The sequence below is a fragment of the Mesorhizobium sp. P2_C7 genome (genome assembly GCF_056404515.1).
In genome coordinates, this window is sequence record NZ_JBFUDW010000005.1 from 133,427 (window position 1) to 148,601 (window position 15,175).

Below are 15,175 nucleotides of genomic sequence, written 5' to 3' on the forward strand. Positions count from 1 at the left end.
CGGAGCGCATGCCGATCGGCGAGGGAAAGTCTCAGCCGGCCGCGGCGCCTTGGCGAACGCGACAACGGCCGTTGGCCATGGCAGGCAAAGCCGATCGCCGACAGCTCCAACCGAAGCCGGCTGTTCTGCGAACCGCGGAACCACCATCGACTAGTCCTTTCGCCGAAGGTCATGAACCCATGCCACGGCAGACGGACCTGATTGGAGAGAGACAATGGGCACTTTTTTCTACATGCTCCTGGCGTTCCTGGTAGGCGTGTTGGTGGGCTGGTTCCTCTGGGGACGCCTGCGCGGTGAACTCGACAGCTTGCGCGGCGACCTCGACCGCACGCGTAGCGAGCGCGACAGGTTGCGCGCCGACAACGACCGCCTGACCGGTGAACTCGATGCATGCGGCAAGACCCGCACCGACCTTGAGCGCCGGCTGCGCGAAGCGCCGGCGACGCCAGCCGCAGGAACCGGCGCGGCAAAGGCCGTGAGCCAGGCGCCGGCTGCCCTGATGTCGACGCCAGCCGCGGCCAAATCGGTACCGACAGCGGCCAAACCGGCGCCAAAGAAGCCGGCGGCGGCCAAGGCAGCGCCCGGCGCCGCCAAGTCCAGCGCACCGAAGTCCAGCGCCCCCAAGGCCAGCGCTTCAAAGGCGAGCGCCGCGCCAAAAGCGGCAGCACCGGCGAAAGCCACGGCGGCCCAGCCAGCAGCCAAGCCAGCAGCGGGCAAGCCCGACAATCTGCGCCGGCTGATCGGCATCGGCCCGGTCAACGAGAAGCTACTCAAGGCACAAGGTGTCACCAGCTTCGCCCAGATCGCCGCCTGGACAGCCGCCGATATCAAGCGGATCGAGGATGTCATGAACTTCGACGGCCGCATCGCGCGCGAACGCTGGATCGAGCAGGCCAAGCTGCTTGCCGCCGGTAACGAGACGGAATTTGCCAAGCAGTTTCCGACTGCGGGAACCGCCAGCAACACCTGATTGGCGGAAGCAGGATTATGACAAACGGCGGTGCCCAAGGCGCCGCCGTTTGTTTTTGGCCGCAATATCGACCCGGAGGTTGGCCCCGGAGGTCGGCCCAGAAGGTCGGCTTTTAGTGGCGGCGTGCCGTTCCCTCGATTGCGCGCGAGCGGCCCCCCATATAGAGCGGTCGACGGCTTCATCGAGCGCAGCATCCGAGTCCCATGTCCCAGCCCGCCGCAATTTTCCGCAACGACGAAAGCGCGCGCCAGCTCGTCTTCGACCGGCCGGCCGACATTATCGTGGCGGATGAGGCAAAGGACTTCCTCCCGGCGCTGGCGGCGGCGCAGGCGGCGCACGACGCCGGCAAATGGTTGGCCGGCTATTTTTCCTATGAAGCGGGTTATCTGCTCGAACCGAAGCTGGTTCCCTTGCTGCCGAAAGGGCGCCGCGCACCACTCGTTTGCCTTGGGGTTTTCGATGCGCCGGTCGAAGAGGCGGTGCCGCTCCGCAACGCAGCGGCGACCAATGGCCCGATCTTCGACGCGCGGGCGACATGGTCGCTCGAGGATTACGAGCAGCGGTTCTCGCGGCTGCACCAGCACATCAGGCAAGGCGACTGCTACCAGGGCAACCTGACCTTTCCCATTCATGCGCAATGGTCGGGCGACCCGCTGGCCGCCTTCGACGCGCTGACCGAACGCCAGCCGGTGAAATATGGCGCGCTGGTCTCGCTCGGTGATCCCATCGTGCTGTCGCGTTCGCCCGAACTGTTCTTCGAGATCGACGCCTCGGGCACGATCGAGACGCATCCCATGAAGGGCACCGCACCGCGCGGTGCCACCAAGGCCGAGGACGAGCGGCAGAAGATTTTCCTGCGCAACGACGAGAAGAACCAGGCCGAAAACCGGATGATCGTCGATCTCCTGCGCAACGATATCTCGCTGATCAGCGAGGTCGGCACGCTGGACGTGCCGGCGTTGTTCCGCATCGAGACCTATCCGACAGTTCACCAGATGGTGAGCGACGTCAGGGCAAAGCTGCTGCCGGGTCTCAGCATCCGCCAGGTGTTCGCGGCGCTGTTTCCGTGCGGCTCGATCACCGGCGCGCCAAAAATCCGTGCCATGGAAATCCTGCACGATCTGGAAGGCACGCCGCGCGACGCCTATTGCGGCGCCATCGGCTGGATCGCGCCCGGCGGCACGATGCGCTTTTCCGTGGCGATCCGCACCATCTCGCTCTTTTCCGGCGGCGAGGCCGTCTACAGTGTCGGCGGCGGCGTCGTCTTCGATTCGACGGCTGAGGAGGAGTATCAGGAGTGTCTGCTGAAAGCGCGCTTCGCGACGGGAACACCGCCGACTTCCAGCTGATCGAGACCATGCGCTGGGAACCCGGCTCGGGCTTCCTGCGCTTCGATCGCCACCTTTTCCGCCTCTACGGCTCGGCAGCGGAACTCGGCTTTGCCTGCGACCCGCAAAGGGTCGGCGACGTGCTGGGCAATGCGGTCAGCGGATCCGGCATCGCGTTGCGCACACGCCTGGCTTTGTCGCGCGACGGCGAAGCGACCGCCTCGGCACAGCCCTATGAACCGCTCGCCGCCGATAAGGCGTGGACGCTGCGGCTGGCGCGCACAAGGCTCGATTCGCACGACACGCTGCTGCGCCACAAGACCAGCCGGCGGCAGCTCTACACGCATGCCCGCTCGGAATATCTCATTACCCAGGCCGACGAGGCGCTGCTGGCCAATGAGCGGGGCGAGATCTGCGAAGGCACCATCACCAACCTATTCGCCGATCTAGGCGATGGCATGCTGGCGACGCCGCGGCTCGACTGCGGCTTGCTGCCTGGCGTACTGCGCGCCGAGCTTCTGGACGAAGGCCGAGCCCGCGAAGCGATCTACAGCTACGGCGATCTGCAGTCGGCCAAGGCGATCTTTGTCGGCAATTCGCTGCGCGGCTTGATTCCCGCAAAGCTAGCATGACCAGGAGAATGCTATGTTCGTCGTTTCGCTGAACTACAAGGTGCCGCTGACCGAGATCGACCGCTTGCAGGCGGCCCATATCGAATGGCTGAAGACCTGCTATGCGGACGGCATCTTCGTCGCCTCCGGCCCGAAGAAACCGAGAACCGGCGGCATCATCATCGCGCAATGCCCGCGCGAAGTGCTCGACGCCAGGCTGGCAGCGGATCCCTTCGCCATGGCAAACGCAGCCGACTATGATGTCACCGAATTCCTGGCGAGGCTGACCACCGCCGGCCTGGACGATTTCAGGGAAGCATGAGCTTTGGCCGAGGCGCTGCCCACCCATACGCCCTATGACGGCTCGTCGAAACTCTTCAGCATCGGCCTGAAGCCGCTCGATCCGGCAGACTGGATCGAGGTCGACGACCTTCTGCTGCCGTATCTCGCCGAGAAGCGCCGGCTCTATGCGGAGATCCACGAGCGGGTTTTCGTCGAGGAGGACGGCACGCGGGACGCCCAGCAGGAAGTGCTCGAATTGCTCGGCACGCATCTGCCGGACAGATTTCCCGACACCTATCGGCGCACCGACACAGGCGTCGAGGTCGTGGGCGCGGCGAGCCATTTCACCATCCCTTCCGGTCTCGACGGCGCACCGCTCGTTGCCGCCTCGCTGTTGGTCCAGGAAGACCTGATCCTGATGCGCCGTAGCGACAACGGCTGGCGGCTCGTCGCCGGTTCGTTGTGCTTTCCCTCATCCTGGCTGCTGGTCGAGAAGTTCGGCCGGCCGCTGCAGAACATCCACGCGCCGGTGCCGGGCTTCGGTCCGGGTACCCGCCCAGCCGAGCTGATCAACCGCATGTTCGACGGCCTCCAGGGCCAGGCAGTCGAGCGCTTCAACTGGTCGATCCAGGCCGACAATGCGCTCTATCATCCGCTGTCCAATGTCGAGCGCATCGACCGCGCCACCAACCGGCCGACACGCTTCCCCGATGGTGACGTCAGGGCGCACGCCTTCATCCGCGTGGAGCGTCAGACGTTGCGCAAGCTGCCGTCCTCGCGCGACATCCTGTTCACCATCCGCATCCACCTCGACCCGCTCGCCGTGCTGGATCGGCACCCGGACCGGGCGACGCTCGCACTGTCCTTTGCCGCCCAGCTCGAAGCGCTCGATCTCGACCAGCTCGACTACAAGGGCCTGACATCGGACCGCGACCGGCTGATCGAACGATTGAAGACAATAGCCGGCTGAAGCCGGCTACAGGCTGCACGCCAGGAAATCAACGAATGTCCTTGCCCTGACACTGGCCTTGCGTCCGGCCGGAAACAGCGCCCACAATTCAACAGGCGGCAGCGCCCAGTCGACCAGGATCGGCCGAACCGCACCGCTGCGTAGTTCCGCGTCGAACATCCATTCGGAGCCGACCGTGAAGCCGATGCCGGCAAGTACTGCCTCACGTATCCCTTCGGCGGAAGTCACGCGCAGCCGACCTTGGCCGGCAAGCGAAACCTCTTCGGCGCCTCGCCTGAATGTCCAGCGATTGGAAGTGCCTGCTCGGACGAAAAGGATCGCCTCGTGCCGCGACAGCTCATCGGGCGCGATGGGTTCGCCCTCGCGTGCCAGGTAGGAGGGTGCCGCCACCACGAGACGACGACAGGTGGCGATCTTGCGCCCGATATGAGCGGGGGCGAAGCTTTCACCCAGACGCAGCATGACATCCACCCCTTCCTCGACGAGGTCGACGTTCCTGTCGTCCATCGCCACCTCGACGTCGAGCCTCGGGTGAGCGTCCAGGAAGGCTTTCAGCCTCGGAACGACATGCAGGCGGCCGAAGGTTACCGACGTACCGATGCGCAGCAACCCGGTGAGCGCCGCCGCAGTGCCACGCGCCGCGTTCTCTGCTTCATCGGCCTCGTCGACCGCGCGCTTGGCGCCTTCATAGAAGCTGAGGCCGGCATCGGTCGGCGAGAGACCTCGGGTGGTGCGCGACAGCAGGCGAACGCCGAGCCGTTCCTCGAGCTGCGCGATGGCCTTCGAGACGGCAGGCTGCCCGACGCGCAAATGCCGCGCGGCCGCCGAGAACGAGCCGGTTTCGATGACCCTTATGAAGGTGCTCATCACCATGAGCCTGTCCATCTATTCCACCTTGGAATTAGTTATATGGCATTACTCACTCTACCTGACCCATCCAGGAATGGCCAATTGGGCGAGTGTCAAAACCATCCATCCATTCGGAGAACCAAAATGGGCAAGCTCAACAACAAGGTCGCCATCGTCACCGGTGCCGCGCGAGGCATCGGTGCGGGCATCGCCAAACGGCTGGCGGCGGAAGGCGCCGCCGTCGTCGTTAACTACGCCTCCAGCCGTGAGGCTGCAGAACGCACGGTCAAGGAGATCGTCGCCGCCGGTGGCAAGGCGGCTGCGGTTCGGGGTGACGTGGCCGAGGCTGCCGAAGTCGAGAAGATGTTCGAGGCCGCCGAGATCGCATTTGGCAAGCCAAGCATTCTGATCAACAACGCCGCGACCGCCAGCTTCGGCACTTTCGAGGAAGCCAGTGAGGCGGATTATCGGCGGCTCTTCGACACCAACGTCCTGGGTACGATCCTGACCACAAAGGCTGCCATGCGCCACTTCCCCGAGACCGGCGGCAGCATCGTCAACATCGGCACGATCTCGAGCTGGAACCCGGTGCCAAACACCAGCCTCTATTCGGCCAGCAAAGCGGCGATCGATACGCTGACGCTTAGCCTGTCGAGAGAACTCGGAGCCCGCAACATCCGTGTCAACATCGTGGCGCCTGGCTATACCCATACCGAAATGACCGAAGGTATGGTTGGCACCGATTTCGGCAATATGCTGATCGCTGGCGTGCCCCTTGGCCAGCGCTTCGGTAAGCCGGACGACATCGCCCCGACCGTGGCCTTCCTCGCCTCGGACGAGGCGGCGTGGCTGACCGGCGAACGCATCAACGCGTCCGGCGGCGCTCGCTGATACGACGCCGGCTTAACATCCGCCATCGGGCGGCCATGGCCTCCCGGTGGCATCGCCGAGCACTTCCACAGCTGCGTTCCCGGGCGTTTCGCTGCTTTTCCCTTTATTGTGACAATGATCTATGGTTTGTCGCGCCGCGGCCAAGCGGCTGTTCCGGAGTGTTTTTTGAGGAGTGCTCGATAAAATGGCGAATGAAAACTGGCCCGTTTATGGTGAGATCACCGGCCCCGTGGTGATGATCGGCTTCGGCTCGATCGGACGGGGGACGCTGCCGCTCATCGAACGCCATTTCACGTTCGACAAGTCGCGCATGACGGTCCTCGACCCACGCGACACCGACCGCAAGCTGCTCGACGAGCGCGGCATCGCTTTCGTCCAGGACGCGGTGACCGAGAAGAACTACAAGAAGCTTTTGACGCCGCTCCTGACCAATGGCGGTGGCCAGGGCTTTTGCATCAACCTGTCGGTCGATACCGGCTCGGTGGACCTGATGCGGCTCTGCCGCAAGCTCGGCGTGCTCTACATCGACACCGTCGTCGAGCCATGGCTCGGCTTCTATTTCGATGCCCAGGCCGACAATGCCAGCCGCACCAACTATGCGCTGCGCGAAGCGATGATCAAGGAAAAGCACGACGAGCCCGGCGGCGCGACGGCGGTCTCCACCTGCGGCGCCAATCCCGGCATGGTCTCGTGGTTCGTCAAGCAGGCGCTGGTCAACCTCGCCACCGATCTTGGCCTGGAGTTTTCAGAGCCCACGCAGGATGACCGCGAGGGCTGGGCCAAGCTGATGAAGAAGGCCGGCGTCAAGGGCATCCACATCGCCGAGCGCGACACCCAGCGCGCCAAGAAGCCGAAGCCGATGGCTGTGTTCTGGAACACATGGTCGGTCGAGGGCTTCATTTCCGAGGGCCTGCAGCCTGCCGAGCTCGGCTGGGGCACGCATGAGACGTGGATGCCGAAGAACGCCAAGAAGCACAAGCACGGTTCGAAGGCTGCCATCTACCTGGAGCAGCCCGGCGCCAACACGCGCGTGCGTTCATGGTGCCCGACACCAGGGCCGCAATACGGCCTCCTTGTCACGCACAACGAGGCGATCTCGATCGCCGATTTCTTCACTGTGCGCTCCAGGAAGGGCAAGGTTCAATACCGCCCGACCTGCCACTATGCCTATCATCCCTGCAATGACGCGATGCTGTCGCTGGACGAGATGTTCGGCGCCGCCGGCAAGCCTCAGCCGGTGCACCACGTGCTCGACGAGAACGAATTGGTCGATGGTGTCGACGAACTCGGCGTGCTGCTCTACGGCCACGACAAGAATGCCTACTGGTACGGCTCACATCTTTCGCTGGCCGACGCGCGCAAGCTGGCGCCCTATCAGAACGCCACCGGTATGCAGGTCACCTCGGCGGTTCTCGCCGGCATGGTCTGGGCTCTGGAAAACCCCGAAGCCGGCATCGTCGAGGCCGACGAGATGGACTACAAGCGCTGCCTGGAAGTGCAGTCGCAATATCTGGGACCGGTCGAAGGCCACTACACAGACTGGACGCCGCTCGATAACCGACCCGGCCTGTTCCCGGAAGACCTCGACCGCAGCGACCCGTGGCAATTCCRCAACATCCTCGTCCGATAGCAGCCCCGTCAGCATGCCTCGTTGCCTTGCAATCGCCCGGAAATCAGGCGATTGAAGGGATGCGGACTGAGGAGAGGATTTTTTAAGATGAACATTGCGCGCAAGATTGTTTGGATGAGCGTTGCGGCAGCCACTGTAGTGGGGCTTGCTGGCTGTGCGACCAGCGGCCCGGATGGACCGCCGATGGCGGCTTCGCCGAAAGGCGTCGAAGGCTCCTGGATCGACGCCAAGGGTACCGGCCTTTCGACCTTCGCCAGCGGCACCTTCACGACCGTCGCCACCGACACCGGCCAGAAGCTTGCCGATGGCAGCTACACCATGACCGGCGCCACGTCGGTGCAGATCAATGGCACGTCGCTGATCCGCCAGACCGCGGTCAGCTTCAACTGCCTGATGGTGTCGACAAGCCAGCTCAACTGCACCAGCTCCAGCGGCCAGAACTTCGTGCTGACACGGCGCACCTGAGCCAGCGAGTATTCGCTTCCCCAAGGGGACGGCGGCCATCGGCCGCCGTCCCTTTTTTATGCCGGCAAAAGTCCCCGGATTTCCGCTTGCGTCATCTGGAACGCGATGGGAACATGGTTCCAAACGCCGACTGTTATGTTCCAGTCAAGCAAGAGCGTTAAACGCCTTTGATCAGCCTTCCGGGAGACGAAGATGAAGAAATTTGCTGCCATTGCCGCCCTCTCCGCCTCGACGCTCGCCCTGTCGTCCGGCGCATCCTTTGCCGACTACACGTTGAACATCCTGCACATCAACGACTGGCACAGCCGCATCGAAGGCAACAACAAATATGAATCGACCTGCTCGGCCGATGAGGAGACCAAGGGCGAGTGCATTGGCGGCGCGGGCCGGCTGATCACCGCGATCGCCCAGGAACGCAAGAAGCTGGAAGGCCAGAACGTGCTGCTGCTCAGCGCCGGCGACAATTTCCAGGGATCGCTGTTCTACACGACCTACAAAGGCAAGGTCGAAGGCGAATTCCTCAACGAGATGAAGTTCGACGCCATGGCGCTCGGCAACCATGAATTCGACGATGGCGAGACGGCGTTGGCGCCGTTCCTCGACATGATCAAGTTCCCGGTGCTCGGCGCCAATGTGAAGGCCAACGCGCAATCCAAGCTCGGCGACCGCGTCAAGCCGTCGATTGTCGTCGAGGTCGGTGGCCAGAAGATCGGCATCATCGGCGCGGTGACCAATGACACCCCGGAACTCGCTTCCCCCGGCCCCAACATCACCATCGAGGACGACGTCAAGTCGATTACCGCCGAGGTCGAGAAGCTGAAGGGCGAAGGCGTCAACAAGATCATCGCCGTGACCCATATCGGCTACAAGCGCGAGCGCGACGTCATCGCCAAGATCCCGGGCATCGACGTGGTCGTCGGCGGCCACAGCCACTCGCTGCTGTCGAACACCGACCCGAAGGCGGAGGGCCCCTACCCGACGATGGTCGACAATCCCGACGGCTACAAGGTGCCGGTCGTGCAGGCGGCGTCCTATTCCAAATATCTCGGCGAATTCAAGGTGGTGTTCGACGACAACGGCGTCGTCAAATCGGCCAGCGGCGACCCGATCTTTCTCGACAAGTCGGTCACTCCCGACCCGGCTGTGCTCGCCCGCATCAAGGAGCTTGGCGCGCCGATCGAGGCGTTGAAAAACAAGGAAGTGGCCGAGACCACCGACGTCATCGACGGCAGCCGCGAAAACTGCCGTACCCGTGAATGCGCGATGGGCAACCTCGTCTCCGACGCCATCCTCGACCGCGTCAAGGGACAGGGCGTCGAGATCGTCATCTCCAATGGCGGCGGCCTGCGTGCCTCGATCGACAAAGGCACCGTCACCATGGGCGAGGTGCTGACCGTGCTGCCGTTCCAGAACACGCTGGCAACCTTCCAGATTTCCGGCAAGGACCTGGTGGCCGGCCTCGAGAACGGCCTCAGCCAGATCGAGGACGGCGCCGGCCGCTTCCCGCAGGTCGCCGGCCTGAAATATTCCTTTGACAAGTCGGTTGCGCCCAATGCCGGTCGCGTCAAATCGGTCGAAGTCATGGAAGGCGGCGCCTGGACGCCGATCAATCCGGACAAGGACTATCTGGTCGCCACCAACAACTATGTCCGCCAGGGTGGCGACGGCTACAAGATCTTCGCCGACAAGGCCAAGAACGCCTATGACTACGGTCCGGGCCTCGAACAGGTGGTTGCCGACTATCTCGGCGCGCACCGGCCCTACACGCCAAAGCTCGATGGCCGCATCACGGAGATCGCCGCGACCGTCGCGGCGGCGCCGGCGGCCGAGCCGGCCAAGCCTGCCGAAGCAGCAAAGCCCGCTGAGGCCGCACCGGCCGCGGAACCGGCCAAGCCTGCGGAAGCGGCACCGGCGCCCGCCCCCGCCGAACCGGCAAAGCCGGCAGAGGCCGCGCCGGCCGAAAGCAGCCATGTCATCGTTGCCGGCGACACCTATTGGGATCTGGCAAAGAAGGCCTACGGCGACGCGACCAAATGGAACCTGATCTATGAGGCCAACAAGGGCCAAAGGCCTCATCGGCTTGCGCTTGGCGCAACCCTGACCATCCCGCCAAAGTAAGGTCGCTGCGCCTCTTTCAACGACGCGCCCGCCCGGGAAGCCGGGCGGGCTTTTTCGTTGCCTGCTAAGGTGCGGCCAGACGCTGCATTGAAAACTGGCGTGGCATCGCTAGTTTCGCGCCGTATCCGGAGACCATGTATGACCCTATCCAACCCTGCCGATCCCAAAGCCGCGAAGGCCGGCGGCCCGTTGCCCGCCGGGCATCCGTCGGTCAAGGCTGGCAAGATCGGTGTCATGCTGGTAAATCTCGGCACGCCGGACGGCACCGATTTCAAGCCGATGTGGCGCTATCTGCGGGAATTCCTGTCCGATCCACGCGTCATCGAGCTCAACAAGGCGATCTGGTACCCGATCCTCTACGGGCTGGTGCTCACCAGGCGGCCGAAGGCGTCGGGCGCCAACTACGCCCGTATCTGGAACCGGGAGAGGAACGAGTCGCCCTTGCGCACCTACACCCGTGCCCAGGGCGAAAAGCTGGCCGAGGCGTTGCGCGACCTGCCTGATGTCGTCGTCGACTGGGCGATGCGCTACGGCAACCCTTCGACCGCGAGCGTCGCCCAGGGGCTGGTCGAAAAGGGCTGCGACCGCATTCTTTCATTCCCGCTCTATCCGCAGTATTCGGCGACCACCACCGCCACCGCCAACGACCAGCTGTTTCGTGCCCTGATGAAGATGCGCCGCGCACCGGCCATCCGCAGCGTGCCGCCGTACTACGATGAACCGGTCTATATCGAAGCGCTGGCGCGTTCGATCGAGCGGCATCTGGCCACGGTGGATTTCGAACCGGAGGTTGTCATTGCCTCCTTTCACGGCATCCCAAAACCCTATTTCGAGAAAGGCGACCCTTATCATTGCCACTGCCAGAAGACGACGCGGCTGTTGCGCGAACGGCTCGGCTGGGATGACAACAAACTGATCATCACCTTCCAGTCGCGCTTCGGCGCGCAGGAATGGCTGCAGCCCTATACCGACAAGACCGTGAAGAAACTGGCCAGGGACGGGGTGAAGTCAATCGCCATCGTCAATCCGGGCTTTTCGGTCGACTGCATCGAGACGCTGGACGAGATCGGCCGCGAGGCGGCCGAGACCTTCCATCACGCCGGCGGCAAGAACTTCGCCCACATTCCTTGCCTCAACGACAGCGCCGAGGGGATGGCGGTGATCGAGGCGATGGTGCGGCGCGAATTGTCCGGCTGGGTCTGACACCGGAACAACACAAGCTCCGGGGCGTTGAGCAGAACCTCCGGAGAATTTGATGCCTCGCAAACTTGACCTCAGAAGCGGCCGGCCCGTCTGGTCCGCCTACCGGGCGCCTGCTATCCCGACGGCCGCGCTGACCCGTGACGCCAAGGCTGACGTGCTGATCGTCGGCATGGGCATCAGCGGCGCCATGACGGCCGAGGCGCTGACGGCGCACGGCCATGCGGTAATCTGCATCGACCGGCGCGGCCCGCTGAAAGGCTCGACGTCCGCGACCACGGCTCTCGTACAGTTCGAAATCGACCAGCCGCTTTCGATGCTGTCGAAGATGATCGGCAAGACCTCGGCGGAGCAGGCCTGGCGGCGCTCGCGGCTCGCCGTTTCCAACCTCGCTGCCCGCATTGCCGAACTCGACATCAACTGCAGCCCGGGCCGCAACCCGTCGCTCTATCTGGCGGGCACTCTACTCGGCCCGTCGGAACTCCGGGACGAGGCGGAGGCACGAAGACAGGCAGGCATCGCCGCGACCTATCTCACGGCGGCACCGCTGGAGGAGAAATTCGGCATCGACCGCGAAGCCGCCATCCTCAGCCACGGCAACATCGCGCTTGATCCGCGCAAGCTGACAGCCGGGCTGCTGCTGAAGGCCTCGCAGCGCAAGGCGCGCTTCTATGCTCCCGTCGAAGCGACGGCGATCGAGGACAGTGCCGACGAGGTGGTCGTGGCAACCAGGGATGGGCCCACCATCACGGCACGGCATGTTGTTCTGGCCACCGGCTACGAACTCGTCGACATCGTGCCGGCGGCGGCCCACCGGATCATCTCGACATGGGCGATCGCGACACGCCCGCAACCGCGAAAGATCTGGCCGCGCGCAGCGTTCATCTGGGAGGCGTCGGACCCGTACCTTTACATGCGCGCGACGGCCGATGGCAGGGTCGTCTGCGGCGGCGAGGACGAGGATTTCGTCGATGAGACGCGGCGCGACGAGTTGATCGCCGACAAGAGTGCAAGCATCGCCGAAAAACTTGGCCGCCTGTTCCCGCATCTCGACGTCAGGCCGGAATTCGCTTGGACCGGTTCGTTCGGCACCACGACCACCGGCCTGCCCTATATCGGCGCCATTCCCAGGCACCCTCGCATCCACGCCGTCATGGGTTACGGCGGCAACGGCATCACCTTCTCGCAGATCGCTTCCGAGATAGTCTCGGCTTCGATCAACGGGCAGAGCGACACGGATGCAGAGTTGTTTGCCTTCAACCGTCGATAGCAGACCCACAAACAATCCATCATCACCTGATTGTAACGCTCCTGAAACACACTTAAGTCTTTGGTGAAGCCGGCTGCGCGAGAATGGCTTTCGCGGCCTGCCTCTGAGGGAGAGCCAAATGGATTTCAGTGGTTTCGATATTGCGGTCATTGTTCTGGTCGCGCTTGTCGTGCTGGTGCTGTTCAAAGGCATCAAGACAATTCCGCAAGGCTATAACTATACGGTCGAACGTTTTGGCCGTTACACCAAGACACTGAGTCCAGGCCTCAATCTCATTACGCCTTTCGTCGACCGCATCGGCGCCAAGATGAACATGATGGAGCAGGTGCTCGACGTTCCGAGCCAGGAAATCATCACCCGCGACAACGCCATCGTCGGGGTCGACGGCATCGCCTTCTACCAAATCCTCAATGCGGCGCAGGCCGCCTACCAGGTTGCCGGACTGCAGAACGCCATCCTCAACCTGACAATGACCAACATCCGTACCGTGATGGGTTCGATGGACCTTGACGAGCTGCTGTCGAACCGCGACGCCATCAACGAGCGCTTGCTGCGCGTCGTCGACGAAGCCGCGCATCCGTGGGGCATCAAGATCACCCGCGTCGAGATCAAGGACATCAACCCGCCGGCCAATCTTATCGAATCGATGGGCCGCCAGATGACGGCCGAGCGCAACAAGCGCGCGCAGATCCTCGCCGCCGAAGGCCTCAAGCAGTCGCAGATACTCGAGGCCGAGGGCCGCAAGGAAGCCGCCTTCCGCGACGCCGAGGCGCGCGAGCGCTCAGCCGAAGCCGAAGCGCGCGCCACGCAAGTGGTGTCGGAAGCAATCTCGAAGGGCGACGTGCAGGCGCTGAACTACTTCGTGGCGCTGAAATACACCGAAGCGCTTGGCAAGATCGGCACGGCCACCAACAGCAAGATCGTGCTGATGCCGATGGAAGCCTCGTCGCTGATCGGCACGCTTGGCGGTATCGGCGAGATCGCCAAGGAAGTCTTCCGCAGCGATGGCACGGCCGGCGCGCAAAGGCAGGCCGCACGCCCGCCGGTGGTTCGCCCAAGCGAGAACTGAGGGGCATACTCCCATGTTGGACCGCATCATTTCCGAACTCGGCCCGTGGAACTGGATGGTTCTGGGCTTCGTCCTGCTGGTGATGGAAATCATCGCGCCAGGCATCTTCATGCTGTGGATCGGCATCGCCGCCCTGATCATCGGCGCGGTATCGCTGTTGATCTGGGATGCCGGTTTCTGGACCTGGCAAGTCCAGGTCCTCGCCTTCCTGGCGCTGTCGCTGGTCTCGGCCTATGTCGGCAAGAAGCTGGTCGGTGGTCACGATGATCCGACCGACCAGCCGCTGCTCAACCGGCGCGGCGCGCAGATGGTCGGCAAGATGGCAACGCTTGCCGAACCGATCCGGGACGGGCGTGGCCGCATCAAGCTGGGCGATACGCTGTGGCGTGTCTCCGGCCCGGACCTGCCGGCAGGCACGCAGGTGCGGGTGACGGCTGCGGCCGACACGGATCTGGAACTGACCGTCGAGCGGGTCTGAACGCTTAGGCTGCGCCGATACGCAGGAGATCGTGCAAGTGGATGAGGCCCACCGGCCGTCTGCCTTCCACTACCATCAGACTGGTGATGGAAGAATTGTTGATCGTCTGCAGCGCAGTTGCCACCAACGTGTCCGGCGACGCCGTCTTCGGTCCTTTTGTCATCACCTCATCCACCGTCATCGCCAGCAGATTGCTGCCGATGTGACGCCTTATGTCACCGTCGGTGATGATGCCGGCCAGCGCGCCGTCGGCGTCGGTGATCGCCACGCAGCCAAATCCCTTGCGCGACAGTTCCAGGATCGCGTCCTGCATGCCGGTGCCCGTGACCACCAGCGGCAGCCTGTCGCCGACATGCATGATCTCGCGGATCTGCGTCAGGTTGGCGCCGAGCTGGCCACCAGGATGGAAAGTACGGAAATGGTCCGGCGTGAAGCCGCGTGCTTCGAGCAGGGCGATCGCCAGCGCATCGCCCATCACCAGTTGCAGCAGCGTCGAGGTCGTCGGTGCCAGGCCGTGTGGACAGGCCTCAGGCGCGCGGGGCAGCAGCAGCACGACGTCCGCGGCCCGCGCGAGCGCCGATGTCTCTCCGGCGGTGATGGCGATAAGCGGAATGGAGAAGCGCCTGGAATAGGCGACAATGCCCATCAGTTCCCTGCTTTCACCCGACCACGACATGGCGATGATGGCATCGTCCCTGGCAATCATACCGAGATCGCCGTGATTGGCTTCGGCGGGATGGACGAAAAAGGCCGGTGTGCCGGTCGAGGCCAGCGTCGCCGCGATCTTCGAACCGATATGGCCGCTTTTGCCGACGCCGGTGACGATCAGCCGACCCTCGATCTTCGAGATCATCTCGACGGCCTGGGCGAAAGGCCCAGCCAGTCCGTTCTCGAGTGCCTCGGCAAGGGCCGCGACACCAGCCTGCTCCGTTGCCACCGTTCTCAGTGCCGAAGCGATCGAGGCTTGCCTGTCCAAAGGCTTCTTATTCAGGGATCCCGCATGCATGGCTGATGCGATTAGCGCGTTGCCGCCTGCCTGTCCAA

At 63.6% G+C, this 15,175-nt stretch carries 15 protein-coding genes; 13 read left to right on the forward strand and 2 right to left on the reverse strand.

What is annotated here, in order from left to right; genetic code table 11:
• Positions 1-214: 214 nt before the first annotated feature.
• From AC1D2G_RS12495 to AC1D2G_RS12515, 5 genes are all read left to right on the forward strand, one after another.
• On the forward strand, positions 215-970 hold the full coding sequence (locus tag AC1D2G_RS12495; protein ID WP_477414264.1) for a proton-conducting membrane transporter: 756 nt from the start codon (positions 215-217) through the stop codon (positions 968-970).
• A gap of 203 nt (positions 971-1,173) precedes the next feature.
• Positions 1,174-2,319 carry an aminodeoxychorismate synthase component I gene (locus AC1D2G_RS12500; protein WP_477228017.1) on the forward strand — a complete coding sequence of 382 codons (1,146 nt, stop codon included), beginning with the start codon at positions 1,174-1,176 and terminating at the stop codon, positions 2,317-2,319.
• The gene (locus AC1D2G_RS12505; RefSeq protein WP_477414266.1) at positions 2,268-2,930 is read left to right on the forward strand and encodes an aminotransferase class IV family protein; all 663 of its coding nucleotides are present in this window, start codon (positions 2,268-2,270) and stop codon (positions 2,928-2,930) included. The genes AC1D2G_RS12500 and AC1D2G_RS12505 overlap by 52 nt, the downstream gene beginning before the upstream one ends.
• Positions 2,931-2,943: 13 nt before the next feature.
• Positions 2,944-3,231 carry a YciI family protein gene (locus tag AC1D2G_RS12510; RefSeq protein WP_477414268.1) on the forward strand — a complete coding sequence of 96 codons (288 nt, stop codon included), beginning with the start codon at positions 2,944-2,946 and terminating at the stop codon, positions 3,229-3,231.
• A 3-nt stretch (positions 3,232-3,234) separates the two neighbouring features.
• Positions 3,235-4,161 carry a heme-dependent oxidative N-demethylase family protein gene (locus tag AC1D2G_RS12515; RefSeq protein ID WP_477414270.1) on the forward strand — a complete coding sequence of 309 codons (927 nt, stop codon included), beginning with the start codon at positions 3,235-3,237 and terminating at the stop codon, positions 4,159-4,161.
• Positions 4,162-4,167: 6 nt separating this feature from the next.
• Here AC1D2G_RS12515 and AC1D2G_RS12520 read toward each other — a convergent pair whose 3' ends face one another.
• Entirely contained in the window at positions 4,168-5,046 is an 879-nt protein-coding gene (locus tag AC1D2G_RS12520) for a LysR family transcriptional regulator (protein WP_477414272.1), read from the reverse strand.
• 108 nt (positions 5,047-5,154) lie between these two features.
• Between AC1D2G_RS12520 and AC1D2G_RS12525 the strand changes: the two genes are divergently transcribed.
• The 8 genes from AC1D2G_RS12525 (at position 5,155) to AC1D2G_RS12560 (ending at position 14,131) form a co-directional block, all read left to right on the forward strand.
• On the forward strand, positions 5,155-5,901 hold the full coding sequence (locus AC1D2G_RS12525; RefSeq protein WP_477414274.1) for an SDR family NAD(P)-dependent oxidoreductase: 747 nt from the start codon (positions 5,155-5,157) through the stop codon (positions 5,899-5,901).
• Between the two features lie 184 nt (positions 5,902-6,085).
• Positions 6,086-7,531 carry a homospermidine synthase gene (locus AC1D2G_RS12530; protein WP_477414276.1) on the forward strand — a complete coding sequence of 482 codons (1,446 nt, stop codon included), beginning with the start codon at positions 6,086-6,088 and terminating at the stop codon, positions 7,529-7,531.
• Positions 7,532-7,618: 87 nt separating this feature from the next.
• Positions 7,619-7,996: an outer membrane lipoprotein Omp10 gene (omp10, locus tag AC1D2G_RS12535; RefSeq protein WP_095084566.1), complete on the forward strand. Its 378-nt coding sequence runs from the start codon at positions 7,619-7,621 to the stop codon at positions 7,994-7,996.
• 192 nt (positions 7,997-8,188) lie between these two features.
• On the forward strand, positions 8,189-10,114 hold the full coding sequence (locus AC1D2G_RS12540) for a 5'-nucleotidase C-terminal domain-containing protein (protein WP_477414278.1): 1,926 nt from the start codon (positions 8,189-8,191) through the stop codon (positions 10,112-10,114).
• Between the two features lie 138 nt (positions 10,115-10,252).
• Positions 10,253-11,317: a ferrochelatase gene (gene hemH / locus AC1D2G_RS12545; RefSeq protein WP_477414280.1), complete on the forward strand. Its 1,065-nt coding sequence runs from the start codon at positions 10,253-10,255 to the stop codon at positions 11,315-11,317.
• 52 nt (positions 11,318-11,369) lie between these two features.
• The gene (locus AC1D2G_RS12550; protein ID WP_477414282.1) at positions 11,370-12,584 is read left to right on the forward strand and encodes an NAD(P)/FAD-dependent oxidoreductase; all 1,215 of its coding nucleotides are present in this window, start codon (positions 11,370-11,372) and stop codon (positions 12,582-12,584) included.
• A 118-nt stretch (positions 12,585-12,702) separates the two neighbouring features.
• Positions 12,703-13,653 (forward strand): SPFH domain-containing protein, encoded by a 951-nt coding sequence (locus AC1D2G_RS12555; protein WP_477306579.1) that lies wholly within the window; start codon positions 12,703-12,705, stop codon positions 13,651-13,653.
• Between the two features lie 13 nt (positions 13,654-13,666).
• Complete coding sequence (locus tag AC1D2G_RS12560; RefSeq protein ID WP_457150797.1) at positions 13,667-14,131, forward strand: NfeD family protein; 465 nt, start codon at positions 13,667-13,669, stop codon at positions 14,129-14,131.
• A gap of 4 nt (positions 14,132-14,135) precedes the next feature.
• Here AC1D2G_RS12560 and AC1D2G_RS12565 read toward each other — a convergent pair whose 3' ends face one another.
• Positions 14,136-15,137, reverse strand: a complete 1,002-nt coding sequence (locus tag AC1D2G_RS12565; protein ID WP_477414284.1) for a KpsF/GutQ family sugar-phosphate isomerase — start codon at positions 15,135-15,137, stop codon at positions 14,136-14,138.
• Positions 15,138-15,175 lie beyond the last annotated feature (38 nt).

What these genes read in the sequence shown, in the direction of transcription:
- AC1D2G_RS12540 (WP_477414278.1), top strand. Translation starts at nt 8,189, where the DNA reads ATGAAGAAATTTGCTGCCATTGCCGCCCTCTCCGCCTCGACGCTCGCC.
- AC1D2G_RS12560 (WP_457150797.1), top strand. Translation starts at nt 13,667, where the DNA reads ATGTTGGACCGCATCATTTCCGAACTCGGCCCGTGGAACTGGATGGTT.
- AC1D2G_RS12510 (WP_477414268.1), top strand. Translation starts at nt 2,944, where the DNA reads ATGTTCGTCGTTTCGCTGAACTACAAGGTGCCGCTGACCGAGATCGAC.
- omp10 (WP_095084566.1), top strand. Translation starts at nt 7,619, where the DNA reads ATGAACATTGCGCGCAAGATTGTTTGGATGAGCGTTGCGGCAGCCACT.
- AC1D2G_RS12525 (WP_477414274.1), top strand. Translation starts at nt 5,155, where the DNA reads ATGGGCAAGCTCAACAACAAGGTCGCCATCGTCACCGGTGCCGCGCGA.
- hemH (WP_477414280.1), top strand. Translation starts at nt 10,253, where the DNA reads ATGACCCTATCCAACCCTGCCGATCCCAAAGCCGCGAAGGCCGGCGGC.
- AC1D2G_RS12500 (WP_477228017.1), top strand. Translation starts at nt 1,174, where the DNA reads ATGTCCCAGCCCGCCGCAATTTTCCGCAACGACGAAAGCGCGCGCCAG.
- AC1D2G_RS12495 (WP_477414264.1), top strand. Translation starts at nt 215, where the DNA reads ATGGGCACTTTTTTCTACATGCTCCTGGCGTTCCTGGTAGGCGTGTTG.
- AC1D2G_RS12555 (WP_477306579.1), top strand. Translation starts at nt 12,703, where the DNA reads ATGGATTTCAGTGGTTTCGATATTGCGGTCATTGTTCTGGTCGCGCTT.
- AC1D2G_RS12520 (WP_477414272.1), bottom strand. Translation starts at nt 5,046, where the DNA reads ATGGACAGGCTCATGGTGATGAGCACCTTCATAAGGGTCATCGAAACC.
- AC1D2G_RS12565 (WP_477414284.1), bottom strand. Translation starts at nt 15,137, where the DNA reads ATGCATGCGGGATCCCTGAATAAGAAGCCTTTGGACAGGCAAGCCTCG.
- AC1D2G_RS12550 (WP_477414282.1), top strand. Translation starts at nt 11,370, where the DNA reads ATGCCTCGCAAACTTGACCTCAGAAGCGGCCGGCCCGTCTGGTCCGCC.